Below are 16,720 nucleotides of genomic sequence, written 5' to 3'. Positions count from 1 at the left end.
TACAAACAATTGCCGAAATAAAATCCTCCATTTTTCCGAAAAGAGAGGAATGTTGACGTTGAAAATTGCTTTCATTGCACACGATCAAAAGAAAAAAGAATTAGTAAATTTTGCAATGGCATATGAATCTATTTTATCTAAACATGAATTATATTCAACAGGAACAACTGGAACAAAAATAATGGAAAATACAAATTTAAAAATACATCGATTTAATTCTGGACCGCTTGGGGGAGATCAGGAAATCGGTGCCTTAATAGCTAAAAATTTGATGGATATTGTTATCTTCTTTCGTGATCCACTTACAGCACAACCTCATGAACCAGATATTTTGGCTTTAATTCGTTTATGTGATGTTTACTCAATCCCTTTAGCAACAAACATGGGTACAGCAGAAATTTTAATTCATGGTCTAGAGCGAGGGGACTTAAAGTGGAGAAACATCGTACATGATAAACAAATTCGAGAAAGATAAGCAAAAAATCCTAAAAAAGATGTCGTAATCGAATAATTAACTTTGATGAAGGAAAAAGTAATTCTAGTTCAGTTGAAAAGGAGGTTTATGATGGATAATCAAGAATTTGGACATACACATGATACAGGTGAAACAGTAAAGATTTCGGGCTACTATACTGATAAAGACGGGGAACATATTGAATTACAAGCAGGACAAAAATTCCCTAACTGTCCTTCATCAGGAAAGCCAACTAAATGGAGACACGGACGTTAAAACTAGATAATAAAGAAAAAAAGATTGTACTTAAATACATAGTACAATCTTTTTTTCTAAACCGATACGCTATACATTAGACCAAGATACATTGTAATCACAAAGCAAAGACTAAATACAATCGGTAGCATGATTTTTGTCTTTTTCATAAAACTGATGACTAATAACACTAGGAAGATGATCGACATACTCATTAACATCGTTCCTTCTACCGTAAAAGTAAAAGCTATTCTAATAGATAAAGTAATATCAATCCCCATAATCCATTCAATCCATTTAGACGGACCCTCATTTTGCAAAGTTAAATTAATATTATGCGGTGGAGATTTAGTACCCATAATAGCTGTAAAAAAGAACACAATTATGATGGTAATATACTCTGCTTTTAACCAACTACGAATATTACTCGTAGTGCCTTCAGCGGACTTCCTCATTAGTACACCATTGAAAAAAGCAAAAAACAATACTGGAATAATGCTAATGTGCTTTAAGACTAACATCTGTCCATAAGGAAGTAACCAAGCATTCGTATAGTCTTTCAATTTGACGACTTCTAGCATTAAGACTAGACCACTAATGAAAATAATAACGACACATATGATGGCTAAAGGTGTATACCATGTCAAGAATCTACCATAGTTATTCGTGTCCTTAGCTAGCCAAGTGACATTAAATAGAATTCCACTCCAAATAGAAACCATTAGAAAATGACTACTTTGAAAGATAAAACCCGTCCAAAAATTCATAGAGGTTATATGACCTGCATAACCGATACTTAAAATCATCATGAATAACCAAAAGAAATTAAAAAACCTTTTGCCATCGCTATAAATATTAATGACAAGCATAATGGCAAACATACTCGAGTAAACCCATGCATTACCTACAGCTGTTTTTATGAATACAGAATATATAGCTGTTTTAAGATGAACATCATCTAGGAAAAAAGTAATAATTCGAATAGCAGGAAATAGTGAAAAGAATAATATACCGATAATAACCAAATAAACAGTACCTTTCGAAATACTGATTGTTGGTTTTTTATCTGACGGTACAAAATCTAATACAAACTTTCCTGCTAATATCGAATAAAGGATATATGTTATGAACTCCGTGATCGGAACGATATAACTCATTTCCTATTCCAAAGAACAACTCCACCAACCATTAACGCTATTCCAAATAGCCCGATTGCAATTAATGGAATAAGATATTTGGATCTTTCTTTTTTAGGAGTAGCCTCTTTTTGTTTTTCTTTAGCTGGCGTTTGATCTTTAACTACTTTGTCAGTTGTTTTAGTTTCAGTTGTCGTTTTAGTTTCAGCTTGCTTTAATTGCACTTTGAAAGGAATTTGACCTGTTATTGGATGACCATCTTCACTTACTACTTTCCATTCAATCTTATAATCACCATTTTCTAAACCATTTGGTAGGTCAGCAATTAATTTATTACCTCTAATAGAAACATTTGTAACAGCTGTAGAAGACCCAGTTTTATATAATTTGATTGTACCTAATTGTTCAAGAGCCTCTTCAAATTCAAGCGTAATTTGTTTAGTTGGTTTAGTGATAATTTGCCCATTTGATGGATTAGAAGAAACAAGCTTAGTATGCGCACTTGCCATAGTTGGGAATAAAAATAGCAATAAAATAATGATTGATAAACCTTTTTTCATATAAATCTCCTTCTTATGTGAAAATTTGTGCTTAATTTAATATAATGTAAAAACTTGTAATTATGAAATATTAATATTTTTGTTAAATTAACCACTCTATTCAATTAGACATTTTAGTTCAAAAATGTGATGTATTTGTGAAGAAGACGCAATTAGTCGGTACATATTTGTAATCCTATCAAAAAGTAGTAGTTAGTTTTAATTAAGAAAATTAATTTATTAAAAACAATTCTTAATACTCTATTTACAGAACCTCCAAAGTAAATTAATAAAATTTCATTAAAATTAAGAGGTTAAATCTAATGAAACTTTAATCTTTAGGGGGATTTTTTATGTTCAGAAACAAACTTAAGAAAAAGTTAATTCCAGTGGCAGTGCTTTCAACAATGGCATTTGGTTCGTTTATTGGTTCATTTGCAAATCATACTGTACAAGCTAAGGAAACAAACAAGAATGAAATTAGAAATGTGATCTTTTTAATTGGTGATGGTATGGGTGTTTCATACACGACTGCTTATCGTTATTTAAAAGATGATCCAAAAACAAAAGAAGTTGAACAAACAGAATTCGATCATTATTTAGTAGGCCAACAAATGACATATCCTGAGGATCCAAAGCAAAATATTACTGACTCTGCAGCAGCAGCAACAGCTATGTCAGCGGGGGTTAAAACCTATAATGCAGCAATAGGTGTAGATAATGATGGGTCAAGAGTAAAAACAGTACTAGAGGCTGCAAAGGAAAAAGGAAAAGCAACAGGGCTTGTAGCTACTTCAGAAATTACCCATGCTACACCGGCGTCTTATGGAGCGCATGATGTAAGTCGTAAAAATATGAATGCTATTGCGGATGATTATTATGATGAACTAATTACAGGTGGACATAAAATAGATGTCATGCTTGGTGGCGGATTAAGTAATTTTGTACGAGAAGATCGTGATTTAACAAAGCAATTTATAAAAGATGGATACTCTTATGTAACGAATAAAAATCAAATGCAAAAAGATAAAAACGATAAAGTATTAGGTTTATTTGCTCCTGGTGGAATGCCAAAGATGATCGATCGTGATGATTCATTGCCATCATTAGGCGATATGACAAATACAGCAATTGATAAATTAAGCAGAGATGAAGATGGATTCTTTTTAATGGTAGAAGGTAGTCAAATTGATTGGGCTGGTCATGATAACGATATCGTTGCAGCAATGAGTGAAATGGATGACTTTGAAAAAGCGTTTAAAGCTGCAATTGAATTTGCTAAAAAGGACAAGCATACATTAGTCGTTGCAACAGCAGACCATTCAACAGGCGGATATTCTATTGGGGCAAAAGGTGATTATAATTGGTACGGCGCACCGATTGCTGCAGCTAAACGTACTCCTGATTTCATGGCAGAACAAATTAGTAAAGGCGCAGATGTAGAAAAAACATTAATATCGAACATTAACTTAGAATTGAAGCCTGAAGAAATTCAATCTGTAAAAAAAGCGGCAGAGTCAAAAAATATGTTAGAGATTGATAATGCAATCGAAGCAATTTTTGATAACCGTTCAGTAACTGGTTGGACTACAGGTGGTCACACAGGTGAAGACGTAAATGTTTATGCTTATGGCCCTGGTAGCCAACTATTTGCAGGGAAAATTGATAATACTGACCAAGCAAAAAACATCTTTAGTATTTTAAAGAATGGTAAATAAGTAAAAAATAAATCCCGTTAAATGACCCATTTAACGGGATTTAAGGATGAAAGGGGATTTTTATGAAAAAATTGATTCCATTTATTTTACTTTCTTTAATGCTTTCAGGATGTAGCTTAGTTCAGAAGGAGAAAACAACTGCTTCAGCAGAGAATGTAAACAATGTCTCTACAATCTCCAAAAGCCGAGCAAAGTCATTAAACGATGTATATGTGCCAAATCCACAGGTTTCAGATGATACGAGTTTACTTCTTAAAGGTCAAACACTGAAAGATGACAAAGGTGAAGTTACTTTAGAGGGCATTGCTTCAATAAATAATTCATACACAATTGGGCCAATCGAAATGAAAATTAAACAGATTAAGCTGATTAAAAATTTACCGACCTATTCTTTAATGGATTATTTTCATTATTATACAGAAAGCTACGAAAGTTTTCGATTCGTTAAGGTTGAGGTAGAAATCATTAATCACGCGAATAAACAATTACACTTTGGTCCAGTTGCCCATTTAATGACAAGTAATAATGAAGTAAAGGAATTCAAAGATGACTTCTATATTGAATATTTAGGTGGGGAAATCAATCCTAATAGTTCAAAGCAAGGTGCAATGGGATTTATAGTCGATCATACTGATCCTAGCTTGAAATGGATTGAGTTAACAACAAGTGATGTACTAGATGATCAACATAAAGTAATTGCGAAAGCACAAAAAATAAAAGTAGATTTTCAATAGATTGCAGAAAAAAACTCCTTTCTTAAAATAGAAAAAGGAGTTTTTTATTTTATAGGGTAATCTCATCCTCAACTTGTGGAAGAAGTACTTCACTTTTGTCTGGATACATATGTTCAATATGATTTTCTCCCCAAGAGCATAGTAAGTCTAATACTTCTTTTAAAGACCATCCGTAATCCGTTAAGGAATATTCCACTTTTGGCGGAACCTGATTAAATACTTTTCGGTGAACGATATTGTCTTCCTGCAATTCCTTTAGCTGCTGAGTTAACATTTTTTGAGTAATGTTCGGCATTAATTTTTTTAATTGAGAAGTTCTTTTTGTACCTTTTGTCAAATGACAAAGAATCACAACCTTCCATTTACCACCGATTACATCTAATGAAGCTTCAACTGGAATATTGTATTTTTTCATTTTCTCCTCTCCTTCTTTCATTTTTATCAAAACTACGAAACATATTTTTAATGATTCAAATATCATAACATTCTCTACGCAAACTGTGTAGTTTGTAGTTCGGTAAAAAACTTTTTTATAAATTGTTCTCTGTTTTAAACCTTTATTCGCTTAAATGTTACTAAAAAGTAACTATATCACTTCAAAGTACATACTTCTTTTACTCAATCCTATCGCTCATAATGACAATAGTTAATTGATTAACACATTTTTACGAAAAGTGTTTTTTCCATTGTTACTTAAATGAAAAGAGGAAGATGTTAATCTTTTATTATTTCTTTTCAATTATGTTTTGAATGATAATGAGACTTTATTCAGCCACCATGTCTCTTTGTATTCAAACTAATAATAAAACTCACTATAAAAATAACAAGGAGGAATTTTATGAGTTCGACTGCTGCTTCGATTAAAGTGCAAGAGAAAAAAAGTGGCACTCCCGCGTTAATGGCTCTTGCCATTAGTGCATTTGGTATCGGAACAACTGAATTTGTTCCCGTTGGTTTATTATCAACTCTAGCTGGTGATTTGAAAATTTCAATCACATTAGCGGGATTATTAATTTCTGGATATGCGATGGGTGTTGCTTTTGGGGCACCAATTTTAACGGCATTAACAAATAAGATTGGCCGAAAAACGTTATTAATGCTTTTAATGATTATTTTCATAGTAGGTAATAGCGTTGCTGCCTTTTCGACTAGTTTTGGCCTATTGTTAGTTGCTCGAATCATTACTTCATTTTCACATGGGGTGTTCTTTTCAATCGGTTCAACAATTGCAGCGGATGTAGTTCCTGAAAACAAACGTGCAAGTGCGATTGCATTCATGTTTACGGGCTTAACTGTTGCAACCGTAACAGGAGTTCCATTAGGCACATTTATTGGTCAGCATTTTGGTTGGAGATCTACTTTTGGGGCTGTGGCATTATTAGGTGTGATTGCAATTATAGCAATTGCAATATTAGTTCCGAAAACAATTAAACAACCGCCAGCTTCAAAATTAAGTGATAACCTGAAAGTTTTAAAAAATGGACCATTACTTTTAGCATTTGCTATTACAGCATTAGGATATGGAGGTACATTTGTAGCATTCACATACTTGTCACCAATCCTTGAAAAAATCACCGGCTTTGCTCCTAACTCTGTAAGTATGATCTTACTTGTTTATGGAATTGCAGTAGCACTTGGTAATACGATTGGTGGAAAAGCGGCAAATAAAAATCCTTTAAAAGCACTAACGTGGATGTTTGCTGTTCAAGCCATTGTTCTCATCATTCTATCGTTTACGGCACCGTTTAAAATAGTAGGGATTGTAACGATTTTCTTCTTAGGCTTACTTGCTTTTATGAATGTACCTGGTCTACAAATTTATGTTGTGAAATTAGCTGAGAAGTATGTTCCTTCTGCTGTAGATATTGCATCAGCGCTAAATATTGCAGCATTCAACGTAGGTATTGCAATTGGAGCGTTTATTGGCGGTTTAGTCGTAGATACAATTGGGTTGATTCATACCCCATGGATTGGTGGAATCATGGTATTCGGAGCAGTTCTGTTAAGCATCTGGAGTGTTTCTTTAGAAAAGAAAAAGTGAATTTTTAATAAAATATTATATAAAAAAGGGAGAAATAAAATGAATAATTTAGTTAAATTAAATAATGGTTTAGAAATGCCAGTAATTGGGTTAGGAGTTTTCCAAGTAGAAGATGGACAAGTCGTAATTGATTCTGTAAAAGCTGCAATACGAAATGGGTACCGTAGTATCGATACGGCAGCGATTTATCAAAATGAAGAAGGTGTAGGGCAAGGAATTAGAGAAGCTCTTGAAGAAAATGGTCTTAAACGTGAAGACTTATTTATTACATCAAAGGTATGGAATGCTGATCTAGGCTACCAATCAACTATCGATGCTTTCGAATTAAGTTTGAAAAAACTAGGTCTTGATTATTTAGATCTATATTTAATCCACTGGCCAGTAGAAGGTAAATATGTTGAATCATGGAAAGCACTAGAAACACTATACAAAAATGGAAAAGTAAAAGCAATTGGAATGAGTAACTTCCAAATTCATCACTTGAAAGAAGTAATGGCGAATGCTGAAATAATGCCTATGATCAATCAAGTTGAGTTACATCCTATGTTAAGTCAAGTTGAACTAAGAGAATTTTTAAAAGCAAACTCAATTCAAGTAGAAGCATGGGCTCCATTAATGCAAGGACAATTATTTGAAAATGAAACATTACTACAAATAGCAAACAAACATAATAAATCAATTGCTCAAGTTGTATTACGATGGCATTTACAAAACGGTGTAGTGATCATACCAAAATCAATCAAAGAACATCGTATTCAAGAAAACGCAAATATTTTCGATTTTGAACTAACAGAAGAAGATATGAACCAAATCAACTCTCTGAACCAAAACCACCGTGTTGGTCCAGACCCAGACAATTTTGATTTTTAATTAAATAATAAAACAAAACAACTGTCAAAAAGATGACAGTCGTTTTTTTATTTAATCGAATGAGGCCGTTTGAATATCATAGAATATTTATTTTCTATCTAAAACCATAGAGGCATTTTATCTTAAATGTTGAATATTTGAATATAAATTCATTTTAAAAAAACTTCCTTAATGTAAGACCTAAGACTTACTAAGTTTAATACTTAAGTGCGTTTTAAACTGTATATTAAATCGTTACGATTAGAGTAACGAAAAATACTGAAGAACGGTCAAGCAGTAGTATAGGAGTTGATAACATTGAAGAAAGAAAATAAACAGTTTAATACAATGAAAGAAATTACGTTACACATAGTATTAGCTACAATATCAATCTTAATATTAGTCACTAGTTTACCTACTGTTGTAACGATCTATAAAATATCATTTGTTTTTGCAATCATGGGAATTCTGCTACTAGATTTCTATCTAGTTGTATCGAATCATAAAAAGTTTTTAAAGGTTACAAAGATAGCATTAATTAGTTTACTACTTTGTATATCAGTAGTTGGAATTCTATTTTATGCTAGTCAATTTCTAGTATTCGTAGATAAGTACGGAGTTGAGCGAATATTAACCAATCATATTACAACTGCAAAGTTATTATTTTTCTTAATCTGTTTATTTCAACCGATTATTTTACCTTTACCGGAAGCACTTACTATTCCTGCGGGTAGTGCTGTAATCGGATCGTTTACAGGAGCGTTAATTGGATTCTTAGGTTCAACTTTAGGTATTGTCATTATGTATTTCTTAGCAAGAATAGGTGGACTTAAATTAGTTTCAAAGTTTGTTAAAGAAAGACAGTTAAAAAAATACCAGGAATATGTCAAAAAAAATGAAACAATTATTTTAACTTTAATGTTTATCATTCCGATTTTACCTGATGAAATTATTTGTGTCGGGGCAGGAATTAGTAAAGTATCTTTCAAAAAGTTTCTTTTAATTGCTTCGATTTCAAAATTAATTACATCATCTCTACTTTCATACTCTGTCTATTTGGCTAAATTTTTCTCTTTAACAACATCGCAAATAGCTTTAACTAGCTCCATTTTAATTGCCTGCATCTTATCTTTATCATTAATGATTAAGAAATCAATTAAACGAACTAATTCAAAAGAAGCTTATGTAACACAAAGTGAATAATAAAAAAAGGCAATGTAATGGTTTAATATTACATTGCCTTTTTACTTATTAAGCGTTTGTCGAAATTGAAAATTTCCTGAGAAATAATGTAGAAAACATGACGAATTTACATCAATACTTTAATACCTTGAACAATATTCCATATAAAGACAATTAAATTAACAATGAATGCTAATATAAATCCACCGATAAGAGCAAAACCTGCACCGTCACCAAAAGTATTAAAAGTGAAAAGGGAAATAATCGCTAAAATAATAATCGTTAGAAATGGGAGTATATGTGAAAAAAATGCTCGTTTAGAATGCGATTTTAGTTGTTGATCCTTTGCAACGAAATAAACAATTATAGGGAATAAAAAAGGTGCGAAGAATACGCTAAAATAACATAATGACGACAAAATCTTATTTGTTTCCATCTTTTTACCTCGATTTCTTAAAAAGTTTTAATTAATCTTAGTATAGTTTAATTTATTTATAAAAATCGATTTATTTATTAACAATTTTTTAAAATACTTAGTTGAAAAAGTTTAGGCTGAGAAATGTGTATCCTTTTTTTGTCTCTTTTTTAAAGAAATGTAAATGAAAAATCCGGCTAAGATTGTAGCAGTAATACAGATTGTAATCCATGGTGAGCCAAGCAAGAAATTTCCGTATAACGTATAAAGAACTGCAATTGGAATATTACCAGTAAGCACTATTGCGATATAGGACAAGTATTTCATATTAGTGGAGGCTGCGATAAAGCATGCACCATCTGTTGGAGCTAGTGGAGTTGCAACTGTTAAGAATAAGTATCTCTTTCGGTTCGAAATAAGCTCTTCAAATAGAGAGGGATATTTATTCTCCATGAATTGCTGGATCGAATCACTTAATATACTTCTACTTAATAGGTAAATAATTGTTTCTGTGATAGCCATTCCGATTAATGATAAGAGAATGGTTTCAAACGGGTGAAAAAACAAGCTACCTACTACAATTAATACAGAGCTAGGAATGAATAGAAAGATTCTTGCACAGAAAATAGCGACAAATAATAGCATTGGGTTGATGGAAGAATTAGCAATAAAATGTTTTATATCTTGCAATGATAAATGAAATAAATGATATCGAATGGCGAGTAGTAGCATTAAAATCCAAAAGCCGATTACAGTTAGTGGAACGACTTTTTTCATGATGTATGCTCTCCTTTTAAGTTAGAAAATCTTCTGTAATAGTATTCTATTCCTCAAATACAAGAAAACTGATTCATTTTTTAAAAATTAATAATAAAGGTCATAAACATGTCAAAAAATGAATAAAAATAATTATGCACTAAATATCTCAAATTAAAGAGAATTGAGGTGGAGATATGCTTGATGAAGGCCTATTAGTTATTCGACTTGTTTTAGGTATTATTTTATTAGGTCACGGGGTGCAGAAAGTATTTGGTTGGTTTGGTGGTTACGGTATTAAAGGAACTGGACAATGGTTAGAGTCGATTGGAATCAAACCTGGAGCATTTTTTGCTTTTATAACAGGAGCGGCAGAAATTGTAGGTGGATTCTTTGTAGCGGCTGGTGTATATACAGAAATAGGCGCATGGTTGATAATAGTAGTGATGGCAGTAGCAGTATTAAAGGTTCATATAAAGAATGGATTCTGGAATACTTCGAACGGATTTGAGTTTAATCTATTAATTATTGCAGCTGCAGTAGGGTTATTGCTCACTGGTCCAGGATCAATGGTTTTATTTTAAGGGATTGATAGTTAATAGTACTGGAGGGAGTCTCATATTGAGGCTCTTTTTTTTGTTTCTTAATTATCGTTAAAAACAGTCATCTGTTTCTATCGTGATAACATCTTTTTTAAGAAAAATATCCCTCATTCGTGATACGATAATATCAGTAATGACATTATATGGAGGGATCAAGATGGCGGATGCTATTTTTGAACAACTTAGGTTTACAAGGGTTTATACATTGAAAGTTCTTGGTTCTGTTTCAAAAGAAGCTGTAGATGTAATACCAGCCGGATTCAATAATAATATTCTTTGGAATGCAGGTCATGTGCTAGGGGCATATGAGCAATTACTTTATGCTAACACTGCTGATGCTGGGAAACTTCAAAAGGAATTCATTGAATTTTTCAAGGGTGGGACTAAACCAGGTGACTGGCAAGCGGAGCCACCATCATATGAGGAAATTGTTACTTTATTAGAAAAGCAAGTTGAACAAGTTATTTCTACATATGAAGGGCGCTTAGATGAAATCATTTCAAAAGAGATGAAACTAGGGAGTTTTGAAATAAAGACAGTTCGAGACATGATTAGCTTTAATATTTTCCATGAAGGGCTACATGCAGGATTAGTAAACGGTTTAAAAAGATCACTTGGCCAGTAGAGTTATTTTTGACTTTTGTCCACACATTAAATCTAGGAGTTTATGCTCCTAGATTTTTTTGTTATAATCATGTTTAACAATTTGTTATTTTGATAGTTTGAAAATTGTGGTAATTAAAAAATAAAATATGGCACTTTCTAATTGATTTTTGTTTTTTAGTAACATTAATAATAATATTAACTAGCAATGATTATGACGAAAAAGGCCTAAAAAAACGAGGTTGTATAAATGAAGAAAGAAAGTAATTTAATTATTTACGATCTAATTTTGTATTTAGTATTTCCGCTTGTTTTATATAAAGTTTTACAACACTATTTTAGTGACTATTGGGCGATGCTCTTACCAACGGTTCCAGGGATCTTATATACTTTATTTCGTTTTTGGTATACTAAACAGTTTAATGTTACAGGTATATTTATTATCTCAACATTAACTGTAAGTACTGCCGTTGATCTAATGGCATTAGGTTCTGCGAAAAACTTAATTTTGTACAATGTGTATTATCACTTTGGTGTTGTAGTTGTATTTTTAGTTTTATTGGCTTTGAAAAAGCCATTACCATATTATTTTATGATTGATATTGCTGCAATACAGGGACAAGATCGTGAAGAAAGTAAAAAATTATATAAACATCCTTCACTATTCAAAGTGTTCCAGTACTTGTTTGTCGCATGGATTATTAAAGATATCGTATTTGCTGTTGCACAATGGTGGATGGTTGATACGTATGGATTAAAAGCATATTACTCACGTACAATTATCTTTACAATTGGTGGATATGTTTTTGGCATAATTATGGCGATCGGCTATGCAATGGTTACGATGAGAGCTCAAAAATTAAAAGGAGACGATTCAGAGCAACCCTCCGATGAAATTATTATTTAGTAAATGTCCTAAAAATAGAATGAACCCCACAAGTTATAAAATCCTTGTGGGGTTTTCTAATGTCCATTTATCCTTTTAATGAATTTCCTACTCCTTGCAATTCCTGCTCTTCTCTAGATGCTGTATTTACGAAATCAAGTTTTTGTATTCTTTCATTTTCTGGTTCGACATGTATTAATACTTTTGGATCAACTAAAACCTTTTTTATTTCTTCTTCTATTTTGTCACATAGTATATGGGCTTCTTCAATGCTCATGTGAGATGGCAATACTAAATGGAAATCTATATGCTCCTCAGCACCAGAACGTCTCGTGCGTAAGTCATGGTATTCGATAAATTGGGATTTAAAAGAATATAATACATTTTCGATTTGTTTTAATTCATCTATCGAAAGCCCAGTATCAAGTAGGGGGGTAAACGACTTACGTCCAAGTTCGATTGATTCTTTCATTATATAAATTGCGATTCCAATTCCAATCAATGCATCGAGAAATTCCCAACCAGTAAGACTGACTAAAATTAAACTTATTGCAACTCCGAGTGATGAATAAACGTCTGTTAATAAATGCAAAGCGTTTGATTGCATTGCAACTGAATGAGTATCATTTCCTACTTTTTGAACGATTTTTCCTACTCTCCAATTGATTAACGCTCCAATAAACATGACGACTACACCGATAATTGGCATCTTAATTGGGGTAGGATGAAGTAGCTTTTCAACAGATTCAATGATAATCCAAATACCAGCTACAAATATTAAGATGGTTTCGACTGTACCTGAAATGTTTTCAAACTTACCATGACCATAAGGATGTTCCTTATCAGGTGGTCTGTTTGAAATCCTTACAGAGAAAAAGGCAATGACTGAAGCAACTAAGTCCAACAAAGAATGAATTGCTTCAGAGATAATTGCTACGGAACCAGTAAAAATCCCGACAATTAATTTTAATAAAACGATGAATGAGTTACTACATATTGAGAGTACAGCTATTTTGCTTGAACGCAATCTATTCACCCCTGTCCAATTTTTTCTACTTAAGTTAAGAGTTTTGTAATAAGGCAACAAAAAAGAAAAACCACTAACAGTTTGTTAGTGGTTTGTTTTTTTTAGATTTAATTTATATTTTTTGAAATGATTTTTCATTTTTGAATCACCTTTTCTCTCGCATAAAACATATTCTATATTATAGATATTATTTTGAAAAGGAAAAGCTGTGTGTATGAAGTGAATATAAATCGACAATATTATTCAAAAATGGTTTGACATCTATTTTTAGACTGTGTTATACATAGACTAATATAAAAAATAACAGTCTATTCGTAGAGGTTGCATTGTATATGAGTATCATTTTAGAGAACTGTGGGTTCTATGACGAAATGAGAAAGGATCCTATGCCGAAGAAATAAATTGCCACACATTTTATTTCTGGGACTACATTTAATAAATGTAGTACTGTCACATGTGTTTGTGAAGAGCTATTGAAGAGATGTGATTGGCTAAGTCCTTTTTTAAAAAGCGATAGGCACATGAACATATCCTTCATGTGTCTTTTTTAATACACTAATACATTGAAGGAAGCTTCTTAGAATGATCTTACATTTGATTTGAAGGGAGAATACGAATGTATTTACATGGTAATAGTCGAATTAATAATGAAGGACATTTAGAAATCGGAGGTTGTGATACTGTAGATTTAGTAAAAAATTACGGTACCCCTCTATACATTTATGACGAAGCATTAATTGAATCAAAATGTAGGGAATTCCATGAAGCTTTAAGAGAAACGGGAATGAAATATCAGGTTGCTTACGCGAGTAAAGCGTTTCTATGTGTTGAACAAGCCCGCTTAATAGAAAGAGAAGGTCTATGTCTAGATGTTGTTTCTGGTGGAGAGTTATATACAGCATTGCAAGCAGGTTATCCAGCTGAGAAAATTCACTTTCACGGAAACAACAAAACAATTGAAGAAATTGAAGAAGCTTTAAATGCAAAAATAGGTTGTTTTGTAGTCGATAATTTCTTTGAGCTAGAAGTATTACAGGCTTTAGCTGAACAACGTAATGAAGAAGTATCAATCTTATTACGTGTTACGCCAGGTGTTGAAGCACATACACATGAATATGTAATGACTGGTCAAGAAGACTCTAAATTTGGATTCGATATTATGTCTGGTCAAGCTAATGAAGCAGTGGAAGTTTCTTTAAAATCAACTAACCTAAAATTATTAGGAGTACATTCACATATAGGATCTCAAATTTTCGAACCAGATGGATTTGTTCATGCAATCAATGTATTAATGAGCTTTTTAAATGGACTTAAAAATGATTTAGGTTTTACAGCTGAAATATTAAATGTAGGTGGAGGCTTTGGTATTCGTTATACTTCGGAAGATGAGCCTTTAGCTGTTGCTAAACATATAGAAAAAATTACTACTATTATTAAACAACAATGTGAAGAGCTAGACTACAAATTACCAGAATTATGGTTAGAGCCTGGACGTAGTATTGTTGGTGAAGCTGGAACAACACTTTATACGATTGGTTCAACAAAAACTCTTCCTTCAATTCGTAAATATGTATCTGTTGATGGGGGAATGACTGATAATATTCGTCCTGCACTATACGGATCAAAATACGAAGCGATGCTTGCAAATCGAGCAAATGATGAGAATAAAGAAGTTGTATCGATTGCTGGTAAATGCTGCGAGAGTGGCGACATGCTAATTTGGGATTGTAACTTACCTGTTGTACAAAACAATGATGTATTAGCTGTATCTTGCACTGGAGCTTATGGCTATTCAATGGCTAATAATTATAACCGTATCCGTCGCCCAGCAGTAGTATTTGTTAAAGAGGGTGTTTCAAGAGAAGTAGTCCGTCGTGAAACATATGAAGATTTAGTTAGAAATGACAGAGTTTACATCGAAAACTCTCGTAGATAGATATAATTAACGTTTTTGTGTTATTTGTATCAATACTGACACTTCTATATAATATAGAAGTGTTTTATTTCGTTTCCTTTAATAAAAGATGTTAATTTATCGACATATAAAGACATATTTATCATTTATATTACAATATTGTAACAATTGCGACTCTCTTCGGGAATCTATGGTATAAATATTTACGTAGATTAGCGAGAGGAGAAACGCTGAAATGTTAAGAAAAAAACTAGCAGTGCTGGCGATGGCAAGTACAATAGTATTATCATTAGCGCCAAATGCTTCAGTATTAGCTGATAGCAAAGTTGAAAAAAAGCAAGCTGAAGTAGATAAGTTCCAATCACAATTTAAAGAATTAAGCAACGAGATAGAGAAAATAGATCAACAAATTAAAACAACTAAGCAAAACATAGAAGCAAAAAAAGCAGAAATTTCTGAAACTGAAGAAATTATTAAAGATAAAAAAGCGAGAATTACATATTTACAAGACCGAATTCAAAAACGTAACGATTTATTAGAGGATCGTTTAGTTGCAATGCAAAAGCAACCAAAAGTTAATCTAGTAACAGACGTACTATTTAATTCTGACTCAATCGTAGATTTCTTTAATCGAGTAAACTCAATTTCAACACTTTTTCAAGCTGATGAAAATATCATTAAAGAACAAAAGTCTGAACAAGCAGAAGTAGTAAAAGAAAAACAACTTGTTGATCAGAAGAAAGAATCTTTAGTAACAGCGAAAGAAGATTTAGTTGCTCAACAAAGTGAACTTTCAAAATCACAAGCTGAAAAACAAAAATCATTAAATACTGCTGAAGCTAACTTAAAGTTAGCTGTTAAAGAATTAGAGAATGCAAAAGAAGATGAGAGAGTTCAACGTCTTGAGCAACAATCTCTTGAATTAGCTGCTTTATCTAGCGATGATGAGGAAAATGACAGCGTTAGCACCCCAGCTACTAAATCTAGTTCAAATTCTGATTCGAAATCTAGTTCAAATTCTAGTTCAAATTCAGATTCAAAACCTAAATCAGATTCAAATAATGATGATTCAGCAGCAACTGGAAACTCACTTGTAGATTATGCTTTACAATTCCAAGGTGTACCTTATGTATTTGGTGGAACGTCTCCAAGCGGTTTCGATTGCAGTGGTTTCATCTGGTATGTATACTCACATAATGGATATGGCATCTCTCGTGGAAATGTAAAAACATATTGGAGCAATGCGACAAAAATCAGCTCTCCTCAACCTGGTGACCTAGTATTCTTACAAAATACTTATATTGATGGTCCTTCACATATGGGTATTTACATTGGTGGAAATAAAATGGTTCATGCTGGAAGTAAAGGGATCAGCGTAATCAGCTTAAGTAATAGCTGGGTTCGTTCTCACTTCTTAGGCTATGGAAAATTCTAATAGTTTATTAACCTCGTATTATATTTAGTATAGTACGAGGTTTTTTATATTGTCTTAAGGAAAACCAAAAAGGTATAAGCGTTTAGCTTATACCTAAGTGTGTAGACAAAGTATACTAAAAACTTGATTTTCAGACTGATTGCAAGCGCTTGTCTTTCGAGGCGCGAAGCCTG

General features: G+C 32.4%; 18 protein-coding genes and 1 riboswitch. Of the genes, 12 read left to right on the top strand and 6 right to left on the bottom strand.

From position 1 onward, the window contains the following. The first annotated feature begins 58 nt into the window (after positions 1 to 58). Complete coding sequence (gene mgsA / locus ACFVRR_RS21860) at positions 59 to 475, top strand: methylglyoxal synthase (protein ID WP_097978524.1); 417 nt, start codon at positions 59 to 61, stop codon at positions 473 to 475. A gap of 90 nt (positions 476 to 565) precedes the next feature. Beyond that, the gene (locus tag ACFVRR_RS21855) at positions 566 to 730 is read left to right on the top strand and encodes a hypothetical protein (RefSeq protein ID WP_156339746.1); all 165 of its coding nucleotides are present in this window, start codon (positions 566 to 568) and stop codon (positions 728 to 730) included. A gap of 56 nt (positions 731 to 786) precedes the next feature. Here the strand turns inward: ACFVRR_RS21855 and ACFVRR_RS21850 are convergent, their stop codons facing one another. Continuing rightward, positions 787 to 1,866 (bottom strand): copper resistance D family protein, encoded by a 1,080-nt coding sequence (locus ACFVRR_RS21850; protein ID WP_387332618.1) that lies wholly within the window; start codon positions 1,864 to 1,866, stop codon positions 787 to 789. Continuing rightward, positions 1,863 to 2,405 carry a copper resistance CopC family protein gene (locus ACFVRR_RS21845; protein ID WP_387332616.1) on the bottom strand — a complete coding sequence of 181 codons (543 nt, stop codon included), beginning with the start codon at positions 2,403 to 2,405 and terminating at the stop codon, positions 1,863 to 1,865. The genes ACFVRR_RS21850 and ACFVRR_RS21845 overlap by 4 nt, the downstream gene beginning before the upstream one ends. 332 nt (positions 2,406 to 2,737) lie before the next feature. On the opposite strand from ACFVRR_RS21845, the gene ACFVRR_RS21840 reads away from it, so the two are divergent. Both ACFVRR_RS21840 and ACFVRR_RS21835 read left to right on the top strand, forming a co-directional pair. Then, entirely contained in the window at positions 2,738 to 4,102 is a 1,365-nt protein-coding gene (locus tag ACFVRR_RS21840) for an alkaline phosphatase (protein WP_387332614.1), read from the top strand. 62 nt (positions 4,103 to 4,164) lie between these two features. Next, entirely contained in the window at positions 4,165 to 4,836 is a 672-nt protein-coding gene (locus ACFVRR_RS21835) for an META domain-containing protein (protein WP_387332612.1), read from the top strand. Positions 4,837 to 4,885: 49 nt separating this feature from the next. Here the strand turns inward: ACFVRR_RS21835 and ACFVRR_RS21830 are convergent, their stop codons facing one another. Further along, positions 4,886 to 5,251, bottom strand: a complete 366-nt coding sequence (locus ACFVRR_RS21830) for a winged helix-turn-helix transcriptional regulator (RefSeq protein WP_387332610.1) — start codon at positions 5,249 to 5,251, stop codon at positions 4,886 to 4,888. A gap of 423 nt (positions 5,252 to 5,674) precedes the next feature. Here ACFVRR_RS21830 and ACFVRR_RS21825 point away from each other — a divergent pair, with 423 nt between their 5' ends. From ACFVRR_RS21825 to ACFVRR_RS21815, 3 genes are all read left to right on the top strand, one after another. Continuing rightward, on the top strand, positions 5,675 to 6,877 hold the full coding sequence (locus tag ACFVRR_RS21825; protein ID WP_387332608.1) for an MFS transporter: 1,203 nt from the start codon (positions 5,675 to 5,677) through the stop codon (positions 6,875 to 6,877). A 39-nt stretch (positions 6,878 to 6,916) separates the two neighbouring features. Continuing rightward, entirely contained in the window at positions 6,917 to 7,747 is an 831-nt protein-coding gene (locus ACFVRR_RS21820) for an aldo/keto reductase (protein WP_387332606.1), read from the top strand. 297 nt (positions 7,748 to 8,044) lie between these two features. After that, positions 8,045 to 8,929, top strand: a complete 885-nt coding sequence (locus ACFVRR_RS21815; RefSeq protein WP_387332604.1) for a TVP38/TMEM64 family protein — start codon at positions 8,045 to 8,047, stop codon at positions 8,927 to 8,929. A gap of 106 nt (positions 8,930 to 9,035) precedes the next feature. Here the strand turns inward: ACFVRR_RS21815 and ACFVRR_RS21810 are convergent, their stop codons facing one another. Then, positions 9,036 to 9,344 (bottom strand): magnetosome magnetite crystal formation protein family, encoded by a 309-nt coding sequence (locus ACFVRR_RS21810; RefSeq protein WP_069033916.1) that lies wholly within the window; start codon positions 9,342 to 9,344, stop codon positions 9,036 to 9,038. 111 nt (positions 9,345 to 9,455) lie between these two features. Beyond that, positions 9,456 to 10,100 (bottom strand): TVP38/TMEM64 family protein, encoded by a 645-nt coding sequence (locus ACFVRR_RS21805; RefSeq protein ID WP_387332601.1) that lies wholly within the window; start codon positions 10,098 to 10,100, stop codon positions 9,456 to 9,458. Between the two features lie 176 nt (positions 10,101 to 10,276). On the opposite strand from ACFVRR_RS21805, the gene ACFVRR_RS21800 reads away from it, so the two are divergent. The 3 genes from ACFVRR_RS21800 to ACFVRR_RS21790 all read left to right on the top strand — a co-directional run bounded on the left by ACFVRR_RS21800 (position 10,277) and on the right by ACFVRR_RS21790 (position 12,191). Further along, the gene (locus ACFVRR_RS21800) at positions 10,277 to 10,663 is read left to right on the top strand and encodes a DoxX family protein (RefSeq protein ID WP_097978520.1); all 387 of its coding nucleotides are present in this window, start codon (positions 10,277 to 10,279) and stop codon (positions 10,661 to 10,663) included. A 175-nt stretch (positions 10,664 to 10,838) separates the two neighbouring features. Next, a complete protein-coding gene (locus ACFVRR_RS21795; protein WP_387332599.1) occupies positions 10,839 to 11,306 on the top strand; it encodes a DinB family protein in 468 nt (155 codons plus the stop codon). Between the two features lie 228 nt (positions 11,307 to 11,534). Beyond that, positions 11,535 to 12,191: a VC0807 family protein gene (locus tag ACFVRR_RS21790; protein WP_387332597.1), complete on the top strand. Its 657-nt coding sequence runs from the start codon at positions 11,535 to 11,537 to the stop codon at positions 12,189 to 12,191. A gap of 67 nt (positions 12,192 to 12,258) precedes the next feature. On the opposite strand, the gene ACFVRR_RS21785 is transcribed toward ACFVRR_RS21790, so the two are convergent. Then, positions 12,259 to 13,197, bottom strand: coding sequence for a cation diffusion facilitator family transporter (locus ACFVRR_RS21785; protein WP_387332595.1), 939 nt, complete (start codon positions 13,195 to 13,197; stop codon positions 12,259 to 12,261). Between the two features lie 307 nt (positions 13,198 to 13,504). Continuing rightward, positions 13,505 to 13,678, top strand: a riboswitch (Lysine riboswitch). Positions 13,679 to 13,813: 135 nt separating this feature from the next. Here ACFVRR_RS21785 and lysA point away from each other — a divergent pair. Together lysA and ACFVRR_RS21775 are read left to right on the top strand one after the other, a co-directional pair. Further along, complete coding sequence (gene lysA, locus ACFVRR_RS21780; RefSeq protein WP_387332593.1) at positions 13,814 to 15,133, top strand: diaminopimelate decarboxylase; 1,320 nt, start codon at positions 13,814 to 13,816, stop codon at positions 15,131 to 15,133. A 214-nt stretch (positions 15,134 to 15,347) separates the two neighbouring features. Beyond that, positions 15,348 to 16,547 (top strand): C40 family peptidase, encoded by a 1,200-nt coding sequence (locus ACFVRR_RS21775; RefSeq protein WP_387332591.1) that lies wholly within the window; start codon positions 15,348 to 15,350, stop codon positions 16,545 to 16,547. Positions 16,548 to 16,720: the final 173 nt, after the last annotated feature.

It is taken from the genome of Gottfriedia sp. NPDC057948, from assembly GCF_042887255.1.
GTDB lineage: Bacteria > Bacillota > Bacilli > Bacillales > Bacillaceae_G > Gottfriedia.
Note: the sequence above shows the minus strand (reverse complement) of the source record. Positions and strands in the feature narration are given on the sequence as shown.